The sequence below is a fragment of the Paenibacillus tuaregi genome, from assembly GCF_900086655.1.
Taxonomy (GTDB): domain Bacteria; phylum Bacillota; class Bacilli; order Paenibacillales; family Paenibacillaceae; genus Fontibacillus; species Fontibacillus tuaregi.
Genome location: NZ_LT575476.1, coordinates 4,675,618 through 4,687,815, shown reverse-complemented (window position 1 = coordinate 4,687,815; position 12,198 = coordinate 4,675,618). Strand labels below are relative to the sequence as shown.

At 49.6% G+C, this 12,198-nt stretch carries 12 protein-coding genes; 9 read left to right on the top strand and 3 right to left on the bottom strand.

All coding sequences use genetic code 11. The annotated features are described in order from the left end of the window. Positions 1-17: 17 nt before the first annotated feature. The 3 genes from BN6628_RS21100 (at position 18) to BN6628_RS21090 (ending at position 2,871) form a co-directional block, all read left to right on the top strand. The gene (locus BN6628_RS21100; RefSeq protein WP_068620276.1) at positions 18-614 is read left to right on the top strand and encodes an AAA family ATPase; all 597 of its coding nucleotides are present in this window, start codon (positions 18-20) and stop codon (positions 612-614) included. A 61-nt stretch (positions 615-675) separates the two neighbouring features. After that, positions 676-1,755: a hypothetical protein gene (locus tag BN6628_RS21095; RefSeq protein ID WP_068620275.1), complete on the top strand. Its 1,080-nt coding sequence runs from the start codon at positions 676-678 to the stop codon at positions 1,753-1,755. A 138-nt stretch (positions 1,756-1,893) separates the two neighbouring features. Continuing rightward, the gene (locus BN6628_RS21090; protein ID WP_068620274.1) at positions 1,894-2,871 is read left to right on the top strand and encodes a ring-cleaving dioxygenase; all 978 of its coding nucleotides are present in this window, start codon (positions 1,894-1,896) and stop codon (positions 2,869-2,871) included. A gap of 222 nt (positions 2,872-3,093) precedes the next feature. Here BN6628_RS21090 and BN6628_RS21085 read toward each other — a convergent pair whose 3' ends face one another. Next, positions 3,094-3,627: a helix-turn-helix domain-containing protein gene (locus BN6628_RS21085; RefSeq protein WP_068622525.1), complete on the bottom strand. Its 534-nt coding sequence runs from the start codon at positions 3,625-3,627 to the stop codon at positions 3,094-3,096. Between the two features lie 196 nt (positions 3,628-3,823). Here BN6628_RS21085 and BN6628_RS21080 point away from each other — a divergent pair, with 196 nt between their 5' ends. Next, positions 3,824-4,231, top strand: coding sequence for a DoxX family protein (locus BN6628_RS21080; RefSeq protein WP_068620273.1), 408 nt, complete (start codon positions 3,824-3,826; stop codon positions 4,229-4,231). Between the two features lie 34 nt (positions 4,232-4,265). Then, a complete protein-coding gene (locus tag BN6628_RS21075; protein WP_068620272.1) occupies positions 4,266-5,126 on the top strand; it encodes a VOC family protein in 861 nt (286 codons plus the stop codon). A 94-nt stretch (positions 5,127-5,220) separates the two neighbouring features. On the opposite strand, the gene thrS is transcribed toward BN6628_RS21075, so the two are convergent. Continuing rightward, a complete protein-coding gene (gene thrS / locus BN6628_RS21070; protein WP_068620271.1) occupies positions 5,221-7,143 on the bottom strand; it encodes a threonine--tRNA ligase in 1,923 nt (640 codons plus the stop codon). Between the two features lie 464 nt (positions 7,144-7,607). Here thrS and BN6628_RS21065 point away from each other — a divergent pair, with 464 nt between their 5' ends. From BN6628_RS21065 to BN6628_RS21050, 4 genes are all read left to right on the top strand, one after another. Next, the gene (locus BN6628_RS21065; protein ID WP_235847678.1) at positions 7,608-8,129 is read left to right on the top strand and encodes a GNAT family N-acetyltransferase; all 522 of its coding nucleotides are present in this window, start codon (positions 7,608-7,610) and stop codon (positions 8,127-8,129) included. Between the two features lie 108 nt (positions 8,130-8,237). Beyond that, positions 8,238-9,170, top strand: coding sequence for a manganese-dependent inorganic pyrophosphatase (locus BN6628_RS21060; RefSeq protein ID WP_068620270.1), 933 nt, complete (start codon positions 8,238-8,240; stop codon positions 9,168-9,170). Positions 9,171-9,313: 143 nt separating this feature from the next. Beyond that, complete coding sequence (locus BN6628_RS21055; RefSeq protein ID WP_068620269.1) at positions 9,314-11,197, top strand: LTA synthase family protein; 1,884 nt, start codon at positions 9,314-9,316, stop codon at positions 11,195-11,197. 146 nt (positions 11,198-11,343) lie between these two features. Further along, positions 11,344-11,676 carry an antibiotic biosynthesis monooxygenase gene (locus tag BN6628_RS21050; protein ID WP_068620268.1) on the top strand — a complete coding sequence of 111 codons (333 nt, stop codon included), beginning with the start codon at positions 11,344-11,346 and terminating at the stop codon, positions 11,674-11,676. Between the two features lie 154 nt (positions 11,677-11,830). On the opposite strand, the gene ytxJ is transcribed toward BN6628_RS21050, so the two are convergent. Next, positions 11,831-12,169: a bacillithiol system redox-active protein YtxJ gene (ytxJ, locus tag BN6628_RS21045; protein WP_068620267.1), complete on the bottom strand. Its 339-nt coding sequence runs from the start codon at positions 12,167-12,169 to the stop codon at positions 11,831-11,833. Positions 12,170-12,198 lie beyond the last annotated feature (29 nt).

Genomic DNA, 12,198 nt, shown 5'->3' with positions numbered 1-12,198 from the left:
ACTTAGGGAGTGACGATATGATCATATGGCTGAACGGCGCTTTTGGGGCAGGCAAGACACAGACCGCTTATGAGCTGCACCGGAGAATCCCGCGGTCCTTTGTATTCGATCCCGAGAACGCGGGTTACTATATCCGGACCAATATCCCGCAGGAGATGGCACGACCGGATTTTCAGGAGCACCCGGTGTGGAGAGGGATTAACTACGAGATGTTAACCTATATCGCTTCGGGTTACGACGGAACACTGATCGTACCCATGACCGTGACTGATCCCGGATACTGGGATGAACTTGTCGGCAGGCTGAAGAGAAGCGGGCTCGATGTTCATCACTTTACTTTAACCGTGTCCAGAGAGGTGCTGCTGAAGAGATTGCGAAGCCGGTTCGAGGGCCAGGGTTCCTGGGCTGCGCAGCAGATCGACAGATGTGTGAAGAGCCTGGCAGATGAGACTTTTGCCTGTCATCTGAACACGGATAATCTTACGATTGCGGAGGCTGCTGAGCGTATTGCAGCACATCTTCATATAGAGCTTGAGCCGGATTCAAGGGGCGGGCTGAAGAAGACGATGGATCGGATCACTACACAGCTTAAGCATATCCGGTGGTTCGGGTAACTTTTATAAGTTCATTTTATGTAGACTCATATTAATCATACATATATACAGGAGTGTAGCGATGATACCAAACACAGAAAAGCTTATCCAGCTGTTGAAATCCGGTCAAAAGACAGATGCAAGCGTTCTTGCATCCTATTGCCGCATAACCTCCAAGTATGGAGACCGGGAGGATGCAGCGGCTTTATTTGAAATGTTCACGGAGCATGCTTCCGATTACAAGTATACGCTGCTGCTTGACCCTGTTATGAGATGCGGAGACCTCGCCCTAGCGGAGGAAATCGATCGTTTTTGCTTTGAACAGGGACAGCTTAAGGAAGGAATGCCTGACGAGGTTCTTCATGTAATGGGATATATGGGGTATGAGAAATATATCGATTACATGGTGGATTGCATCGTTGCTGACGAATGGCATTTGTGTACAAGTGCTTGTCTAGGACTGCTGCATCTTCCTTGTGAATCGCATGGAGAGCGGTTGGCGAATGAGTTGGACAAGGCATACGGGCAGCCGCTTTTCCCTGAGCTTTTGCCCGCTTTGAGCTTTAAATTCGCTAACGAACAAATCGTTCCCAGGCTGCTTGCATGGGGGGAGCAGGCTTCAACGGATTGTAATGCGGGGCTGGTCCTCGGCATTTCCATGTTTGGCAGTACCCAGAAGAATCAAGTTAAATCTATATTAATGGAACCGTTTTGGGAAATGTACAGCAGTGGAACAGGGAGCCATTGGTGGGGGTATATGTCCATGCAAATGGCCCAGCTGACGTTCAAGGAACTCATCTCGGATATCAAAGCCCGGATGCCTGTTGAACAGAAGCATGCAGACCAGGTCCCTGATAAACGAACGATGGAACATTGGCTTCATGTTTTGCACGACCTGTTGGAATTGAAGCTGGCTGATATTCCGCACCCGGTAAGGTTTTCCCCGCTCAATCAAGAGTCAGTAATCGATCTTTTCCAGGAGCTGTTTCAATGGAGTAACGAGCATAAGGATGATGCGCTGACAGGCAGAATCAGCACTTTCTTTGGATATAATCATCCGCTGATGGATAAATATATGCAATTAAGAGCAAGAATGGAAATGGGTATAAAGCGAGAATTAGAATTGCAGGTCTGGGCAAGCGGTGGTAAATATCTTATCTGAGATGGAAAGTGACTTACTTTTTGTAAATTAGTGAATTTTATTATATAATGTACTTAATTAAATAAACTGTAAAAGTGGGAAGGGAACTGCGCGATCTCCGTCTCAACTTATACAGCAGGTGAACAGGAGGAAGCAGGTATGGAATTAAAAGGGATTCACCACGTGTCGGCGATTACTGCGAATGCATCACAGAACTATGAGTTCTACACCAAGGTGCTGGGCCTCCGGTTGATCAAGAAGACGGTCAATCAGGATGATACCGGTGTCTACCACTTGTTTTATGGCGATGAAGAGGGTAATCCGGGTACCGAGCTTACTTTCTTTGAAATCCCAATGGCTGGGCAGAACCGTGAGGGAGTGAGCAGCATTTCCGCCTTGTCCCTGCGGGTACCCAGTGACCAGGCATTGTCTTATTGGAAAGAGCGGCTTGCCAAGCATGGTGTCGACCAGGATGAGTTGACCCGGATTGGGGGAAGGGCCGCACTACCATTCAGAGATCGGGAGGGAGGGCGTTTCATCCTCGTCTCCGATGAGAATAATACAGGCGTGGCGGGCGGCCGTCCTTGGCCGAAGAGCCCGGTTCCGCAGGAATTCGGTATTGTTGGTCTTGGCCCTGTACGGCTGACGGTACAGGATCCGAAGCCGACAACGGCTGTGCTTGAGGAACTGCTGGGCTTCCGGAGAAAAGGCCAGTATCCTTCTCTGGTGAGCGGGCAGCCGGACATCCTCGTCTTCGAGACCGGTGAAGGGGGAAGTGGAACCGAAGTCCATGTAGAGGAGCGGAATGACCTGTCTCGTGAACGGCTTGGCCGTGGCGGGGTGCACCATGTGGCCTTCCGGGTCGACAACGATGAGGAGCTCCATGCGTGGATCAGCAAAATTAGCGAGGTCCAGTTTCCGAACTCGGGTTATGTGGACCGTTTCTATTTCCATTCGCTTTATTTCCGCGAGCCAAATGGCATCCTCTTTGAGTTTGCTACCGATGGTCCAGGCTTTGCAACGGATGAGGAGATGGAGCATTTAGGTGAGTCTCTGGCGCTTCCGCCGTTCCTTGAGCCCCGCAGGGCCGAGATTGAGGCGAAGCTGAAGCCACTGAACACCACACCGGAGGTGTAAGCAGCAAAAGGGCTGGCCCGTTTGGGTCAGCCCTTAATTTTATTGTCACAAAGAAGAGGATGTCCCTCCCTCAGTCATTTGGGGTGACATTTGAGACAGCCTCTTTGATTTCAATTCGAGGTCCGCCATGACCTTTGAGGGCTTAAGCCCGAAGACATCCTTTGGAAGACGGATATGGGCTTTTTCCCGGCCTTGGCCTTGTCTATTGAGGCAATCCTTGAATTAGACGCTCGCTTCGCGGTGCATTGAGATCAGGACAATGGCGGGTTCGTCCCCAACATTCTTCGCAAAATGGGGAAAGCATGCTTTCCAGCTGAACGCATCTCCCGCATGCAGGGTTGCCGAGACGTCACCTTGTTCCACATAAACGGTTCCTTGAATGACATAATGAATTTCTTCTCCAGCATGGGCATGAGCCTCTTCGGTTGAGGCCCCGGGAGGCATCTCGACGAGCATCATCTTGACGTTGCCCCGGTCGCTTAAGTGCTCCACCTGGAAATTTTCTTTACCATAAATAGTTTTGCGGCGTTCGTCCTTGCGGATAATATGCATACGTTCGTCTTTCTTCAATAGAAGGAAGGCCAGCGGAACTTGAAGAGCATCAGCGATACTGTCAAGCGTAGCGATGGAAGGAGAAGTTTTATTGTTCTCGACTTGGCTCATAAAACCTTGGGAAAGTCCTGTTTTCTCACAGATTTGCCCTATCGACAAGTTCTTGCTTTTTCTAATTGCCCGAATGTTGGAGCCGATATCCATGCTGTCCATAATAACATCTCCTTATATTACTCATACCAAACATATATTTATTATATCAAATAAATGATTGACAGCAACACGACTGCATGATAAATTGTTCGTACAAAATAATTATTTGTATTAGTAATATCATTTTGGATTGTATATTAGTAATACAAACTTATTATTTTTATAAATTAAATTATAAAGGAGCGAAATGTTTGCCATGAGCAGAGGAATTTCCACATTCATTCGTATCGTGTTAGGTATACTATTTGCAGCCCACGCCATTGACAAATTTCAGACTGGACTCTCTAATATATCAGGCTGGTTTCAAACGTTGGGGCTTCCCGGTTTCCTTGGGTACGTTGTGGCTTATACAGAATTGATTATCGGTATAGCCCTGATTATCGGCTTGTTCACCCGTTATGTGTCCGCGGTTGTTATTGTGATTATGGTAGGGGCTATTCTTACGGCCAAGCTATCGGTAGGACTTCTGGGGAACGGGCAGATGGCAGGGTATGAGCTGGATATAGCGTATGCTTTGATCGCTTTGCATTTAATTTTCACTGAAACTACGCCTTTATCCCTGGACTCTTTATTTACGAGAAAAGCGCGGGATTAAACATCATCAAGATCCAGATGAAAGGAAGATCAGGATGACACATCAATTACACCCAGGTACAGAGATTGGCATTGTCCAATTGAAAGTAAGCGGGCTAGAGCGCTCTATAGCTTTCTACCAAGATATTGTGGGTTTGAAAATATTAAGCCAGCAGGGAGACACTGCCCAGCTGACGGCGGATGGTGTGCATCCACTTGTAATATTGCGCCAGCTGGAGCAGGCGGATGTCCTGCCAAGAAGAACCGGTGCGGGTCTGTACCATTTTGCAATTCTTGTCCCTGATCGGGCCTCGCTTGGACTGGCTGTGCGGAATCTGATCAAACATCAGATTCCGGTTGGCCAGGGGGACCACCTTGTCAGTGAAGCTTTGTACATCAATGATCCGGATAACAACGGAATTGAAATCTACGCAGATCGTCCGCGGGAGACCTGGCAGAAGGATGCCCAGGGCCACTACGTTATGACTACAGATCCGGTTGATATTGACGGTTTGTTGGCAGCTTCGGAAGGGATGGCCTGGGAGGGTCTTCCGGCCGGAACCCGGATCGGTCATGTCCATTTTCATGTATCTGATCTGAAGAAGGCTGAAGAGTTCTATACCCGGGTGCTTGGATTTGATAGTGTGGCCAACTACGGGGATTCGGCCTTGTTCGTCTCAGCCGGCGGCTATCATCATCATATCGGTTTGAATACCTGGGCCGGTGTGGGAGCTCCGCCGGTGCCGGAACAGGCGGCCGGGATTGACTACTATGAGCTGGTGCTCCCGGATGAGGTGGAGCTGGATAGGGTGGTTCAGCGGCTTAAGGAAGCGGGAACCGAGGTTCAGCAGGTGGAAGGCACCTGGTTCGCTAGGGACCCGTTCCGCATTCAGGTCAAGCTGATTCGTAAAGCGTAATTGGATAAATGGCCTTCGGCAGATGAGTGCTGAAGCCTATATAAAATCAGGGGGCCGTCTTTTGGGACGGCCCCCTTGTTTATGCTTCCTGAACTTACCGCTTTGAAGCAATTTCCTCTTTCATCTGCTGGATGAAATCGTCAAGCGGAGTCTCGCCAATCGTACAGGCAGCCCGCTGTCTAACGGATACGGAGCCGGAGGATTGTTCCTTCTCGCCCAGCACGAGGGTGTAAGGCACCTTCTTCATGCCGGCTTCGCGGATTTTATAGCCCAGCTTCTCTCCCCGGATATCCACGTCGGCCCGAATGCCAGCCGCGGTAAGGGCTTCTTTCACTTGCAGGGCATAATCAATGAAATGATCGGACACTGGGACGAGCTTGGCTTGAACCGGTGCGAGCCAGAGGGGAAAGGCCCCGGCATAATGCTCGGTCAGAATTCCCATGAAGCGGTCAATGGAACCGAAGATGGCCCGGTGAATGACCACAGGCCGGTGCTTCTGGTTATCTTCCCCGATATAAGTTAGGTCAAACTTCTCCGGCATCTGGAAATCCAGTTGAATCGTGCCGCACTGCCAGCTCCGCTTCAGGGCGTCGAGAATGTGAAAGTCGATTTTCGGCCCATAAAAAGCCCCATCCCCTTCATTAATACGGTACGTTGCACCCCGCCGGTCCAGCACATTCTTCAGGGATTGCTCGGCCTGATTCCACAGCTCTTCGGACCCCATGGAATCCTCCGGACGGGTGGAGAGCTCGAGGTGGTACTCGAAGCCGAACACTTCATAAATCTGGTCAATCAGGGCAATCGCCCGGTTGATCTCGGCTTCGATCTGGTCCGGCCGGGCGAAGATGTGTGCATCATCCTGACAGAAGGTGCGCACGCGCATCATTCCATTAAGGGCGCCCGAGAATTCGTGGCGGTGAACCTGCCCGAACTCCGACAGGCGGATGGGAAGCTCGCGGTAAGAATGCAGGCTGTTCTTATACATCAGCATGTGGCCGGGACAGTTCATCGGCTTCAGGGCGAATTCGGCCTCATCCACCTTGCTGAAATACATGTTGTCTTTATAATGATCCCAGTGACCGGATTGCTCCCATAACTGCTTGTTCATCATGAAGGGTGTCCGTACCTCCTGGTACTCCATCTTGTTCTGCATCTCGCGGGAGAACTGTTCCAGCTCGTTGCGGATTACCATGCCCTTGGGCAGGTAGAACGGCATGCCGGGAGCCTCCTCCGAGAACATGAACAGATCCAGTTCCTTGCCAAGTTTGCGGTGATCCCGCTTGCGGGCTTCCTCCAGCCAGTTTAAATGCTCTTCGAGTTGGCTTGCCTTTGGAAAAGAAGTGCCGTAGATCCGCTGAAGCATCTTGTTGTCTGAATTCCCGCGCCAGTAAGCTCCAGCCACACTTAACAGCTTGAAGGCTTTAATCCGGCCTGTGGAAGGAAGATGGGGTCCACGGCACAGGTCCACGAACTCACCCTGCTCATACAAGGTAATCTCTGCATCCTGGGGCAGATCCCGGATCAGTTCCAGCTTAAGCGGGTCGTTAAGCTCTGTGAATACCCGGACGGCTTCCTCGCGGCTGACCACCTTCCGCACGATGGGAAGGTCTTCACGGATAATCGATTCCATCTCCTCTTCAATGCGTGCGAGATCATGAATGGAGAGGGGCAGGTCCAGATCGATATCATAGTAGAACCCGTCTTCAATCACTGGGCCTATACCAAGTTTCACCGCCTCTGAGCCATAGACACGCTTGATCGCTTGGGCCATAAGATGGGCTGTGCTGTGACGGTAGACCTCAAGCCCCTCCGGCTGGTCAAGTGTCAGAATTTCTACCGCACAGTCGTCTTGAAGCTCGCGGGACAGATCGACGGCAGCACCGTCTACTTTTCCGGCAATGGCCGCTTTCTTAAGGCCGGGACTGATGGAGGCGGCGATGTTCAAGATCGATGTTCCAATGGGGTATGTTCTGATAGATCCGTCCGGCAGGGAGATTTGAATTTCTTGTTGCTGCATGGGGGTAACCTCCGTTTGATTTGAATTTTACGAGAATTTGAACGCAAAAAAACGCATCTCTTCCCAAAGGGACGAGTGCGTTCAGCTCGTGGTTCCACCCTAATTCAATCTGCTCCCGGCACCAGAAATAACATTCCGTGGTCCATAAAGGCAGCAGATCCTTATTGGTATCCGGTAACGGGGATAATTCGGTAACCAGTAATTCCGCTGCATACCCATCAGCAGGTTCCCGGCCACAGCTACAAAGGGGTAATCCACATTCCGGTCTCAGGAGAAGCTTACACCACACACTTCTCTCTCTGGGCAGTCCTTGAATGGAATCATGTCTTTGATACTCGCTTCTTCCTGTATATGGTTAGTTATTATAATCAGATCTACCCGAGGTCGTCAAGGGGTGATCTATCCCGACTTAACCGATATAATAATAACCAAAAACAGGGAACCCCTGGAGGGAGCAGATTGTTATGAAGGATTACAAAATGGAGGATAGGCCGGTCTGGCTTGAACCTTACGATAAGCGTCATCTCCCGGGACTGGAGCGCTATGAGCTGCCGAGGGAACAGCTGCAGTTCACAGGAATGCCGATTGAAATGTTAGCCCTGGCCGAAACGGACTCCCATCGTCATCCGGTCATTATTATGAGCCCGAAAGGCCCGGTAGGCTTCTTCATCCTGTATGATGGACATGAGGTCGCTGAATATACCGATCATCCAGCCGCGCTGATTTTGCGGGCTTTCTCGGTGAATTATGCCCTTCAAGGCAAGGGTTATGCCAAGCAGGGACTGCTTCAGCTGGAGGATTATATCCGGCAGCATTTCCCCGGTATTGCCAAGGTGGTTCTGGCTGTGAACGAACAGAACGGTCCCGCGCAAGCGCTGTACGCAGGCGTCGGTTTTGAGGATGAAGGTAGAATCCGAACTGGGCCGATAGGCCGCCAGTTTATTTTGTCCAAACTGGTTACCGGGGAAAGCAGACTTCAGGACTAATGTGGGTAAAGGCATTGGAATAAGGCGGAATTACCGCTATAATCTATTTAGATAATTTTGAACACAGGCCGTATAGCTGCCTAATAACTGAAAAGGGGTATTTAAGAAATGGGAAAAACGTTAATCTTTGGTCATAAAAATCCGGATACGGACACAATTTGTTCCGCAATCGCCTACGCGGACCTGAAGAAGCAGCTTGGCCTGGAGGTTGAAGCCGTGCGTCTGGGTGCAGTCAGCTCCGAAACGCAGTACGCGCTCGATTACTTCAAGGTGGAAGCCCCTCGTCTCGTGGAGACCGTAGCGAACGAAGCGGCTGAAGTAATTCTCGTTGACCATAACGAGCGCCAGCAAAGCGCAAGCGATATTGACCAGGTGCGTGTGGTTGAGGTAATTGACCACCACCGTATCGCCAATTTTGAGACAAGCGGGCCTCTCTACTATCGTGCGGAGCCGGTTGGCTGTACAGCAACGATTCTGAACAAGCTGTACAAGGAGAACGGAGTCACCATTAAGAAGGAAATTGCCGGATTGATGCTGTCTGCCATCATTTCCGATTCACTTTTGTTCAAATCCCCTACCTGCACCGAGCAGGATGTGGCAGCTGCACGTGAGCTTGCGGAAATCGCAGGCGTGGATGCGGAGAAGTATGGCCTTGAGATGCTGAAAGCCGGAGCGGATCTCAGCGACAAAACCGTGGATCAGCTGATCACCATTGACTCCAAGGAATTCCAGATGGGAAGCTCCAAAGTTGAGATTGCTCAAGTGAACGCGGTAGACACAAATGATGTCCTGTCCCGCCAGGCGGAAGTGGAAGCGGCACTAAATGGGATCATCGAGCAGAAAGGACTTGATCTGTTCCTCTTCGTCGTTACGGATATTCTGAACAATGATTCCGTCGGGATTGCGCTCGGAAAGCAGGCTGCTGCAGTCGAGAAGGCCTACAATGTGAAGCTGGATGATAACAAAGCGGTTCTTAAGGGTGTAGTGTCCCGCAAATCGCAAATTGTACCGGTTCTCACCGACGTTCTTAGCAAAAACTAATAGAAGCTATATTGAAAAAGGCTCCTGCCTCCCATGACTTCATGTCATTGGGCAGGGGCTATTTGGCATGCAATGGATTACCCTATCCATTCTGTTTAGTGGTATACTAGGTTTTATCAACAAGAGAGAGGTTAGGTAGTACCATGGAAAACAACCGGGGCGCTTACCATAAAACGCCTTTTTTTGTCGTTTTTATTCTTTTGTTTCTTAAGCTTGTACTTTTGCGTTATTTCTTCTTTGCCGGTGTTGAGCTGACCCAGCTGGCGGCGGATGCGCTTGCGGTTCTGGCGCTGCTGTCCATTTTGGAATTGCTTACTCCTTCTAAGGTTAAAGGGCCTGCGTATTGGGTCTTCAATCTGATTTTCTCGTTGCTGTTGTTCTCGGCTACGTTATACTTCGAGCATTTTAATTCGGTTCCTACGTATACGGCTCTAAATGAGCTTCATCAAGTGACCCAGATCCAGTCCAGCATTAAGTCCACCATCCGGACTGTGGATTTCGCTTATTTTGTGGACGTGCTTGTCATCGCGGTGGTTTGGGTCATTAACCGGGTAAGGGGAGTCCGTGTTGCCGGAAGAAAGCGGGTGTGGAGAACCGGAATGATCGTCACAGCCATTGTAAGTCTGCTGTTGTCGGCAAGATTTATCCAGCAGGGACAATCGATCACCAATGAACTGGTACAGGCGGAAAGCCTCGGCTTCTTCGATTATCAGGTTGCCGCCGCGCTGAAGGCCCGGGAGGAGAATATGGCGATTGCAAGCGGGAATATCGATAATACGATCGGTAAAATTAATCAGCTGCAGTCTTCCTATCCTTATCAATCTCCGGCCCGCAAGCTTTCAAGCAAACAGCCGGATTTATTTGGAGTGGCAAAAGGGAAGAACTTGATCGTCGTGCAGATGGAGGCGTTTCAGAATTTCCCGATTCATCTGAAGATTGGCGGACAGGAATTAACACCAAATCTTAACAAGCTGGCGGATCAGGGACTCTACTTCCCGAATGTCTTTCAGGAAATCGGTCAGGGCAACACCTCTGATGCTGAGTTCATGTCCAATACGTCGATCTATCCTACAGGAACCGTAGCCATGTCGACAGGCTTCGGTGACCGGGCGCTGCCCAGCCTGCCGCGGCTGCTGCAACAGCATAACTATGAGGCCGATACCTTCCATGTGAACGCAGTGGAGTTCTGGGATCGAATTAAGCTGTATCCGGCTTTGAATTTTGATCATTATTACGATAAGCCCTACTATAACAATGATCATTTCAATGAATTTGGAGCTTCTGACGAGGAATTGTACAGGGTAGGGGTAGACAAGCTGAGTGAGGTTAGCCAATCCGGCAAGCCATTCTATGGTCAATTCGTAACCGCGTCCAGCCATTTTCCGTTCAAGATTCCACAGGACAAAATACGTATTCAAGTTCCCGAGACTATGAAGGGGACTCAGCTTGGCAATTATTTAGAGGCTATTAATTATACGGATTACGCCATTGGTACTTTGATTGAGGATTTGAAAGCGAAGGGATTGTGGGACAACACGGTATTAGTCTTCTACGGAGACCATTTCGGCCTTCAGCCTCAAGATAATGATCCTGCGGTAGTCTCCCAGCAGCTTGGCATCACCTATGATCCGCGGATCACCCGGTTCAATATTCCGCTGATTATCCACGTCCCAGGCCAGGCTCATGGCAGGGTTGTGAATCAGGTAGGCGGTCAGCTTGATATTATGCCTACGGTATCGAATCTGCTGGGTATATCCTTAACCAAGGAGAAGTTCACCGCATTTGGCCATGACCTGCTGAACATTGACAATAATGTGGTGGGAATGCGGTATTACCTTCCTACAGGCTCTTTCTTCAATAACAAGATCCTGTTTGTTCCAGGGAAGGGATTTGAGGACGGTACCGCGATCTCCTTGGAGACCAAGCAGCCCGTCAGCGACATTACGCCTTACCGGACGGATTACGATTATATCCTCAATCTTATGCGCTTGTCCGATGAGTATGTGAAATTGCTGCCCAAAAGATAAATGTGATACTAGCTAAGGCCCGGCTCCGCAGATGCGGAAGCTGGGCTATTTAGCGTTGCAAGAGATGAGGTCTACCTTAATTGACAATGATAATCGTTTTCATTTAAAGTGAATATAAGAACATTTCGCCTAAGGAGGCAGCAATCATGTTAATACAGACAAGAACAATACTGGTTGAGAAGGGGCAAGTCGATCAAGTGGTGGAGCGCTTCAGCAAGGAAGGAGTAGTTGATGAGCGTGAGGGCCTTATCGATATTAGCGTTATGGTCAACCGGGGCAAGAAGGAGCACGACGAGGTTGTCGTGCTCATTCGCTGGGAATCCGAAGACGCCTGGAAGGCATGGGAGAAGAGTCCAGAGCATATCCAGGGCCACCGGAACAGCCGGGGACAGCAGCCACCGGCTTTTGTGATCAGTACAATCGTAAATATGTATGATGTGAAGAAGGTACGTCCAGGAAAAGCAAGCCAGCAGGCATGAATATCATCAGATCATCGGATTGACAAAAGAAAAGAACCAAAGACCGGCATGAGATGCAGCCCGTCTCTGGTTCTTGTTTGCGTTTGGATTTTAATTACTAGGATGTAAGATTAGATTAACGCTTTATTTAAAGCTTAGCTTCCGCCTAAGGTCTTTAGTCAAGTACAGCGGAAATATGCGCGTTCGTTACCGACCAATGTGTAGCTGACCAGTATTTGGCTCTATCCTTGATATAAATAACCTGCGGGGATTCATGCTTAACCCCGAGGTCTTCCGCAATTTGGTTAGAGACCGGACGGGATTCAATAACTTTTACAAGGTAGTAGTCCACATCCTGATCCGGGTGGGCATCCACATACCCGTTGAATTCTTTCAGGGCATTGGCGCTAACCGGGCATGTCGTACTATGCTTCAACACCAGTTTGCCGCGTTTATCCGATTGTTCCAGAACATGATTCCATTCTTCTATAGTAGTAATTTCAGTCCAGCTCATCCGTATCCACTCCTTTATATTTCCTATAT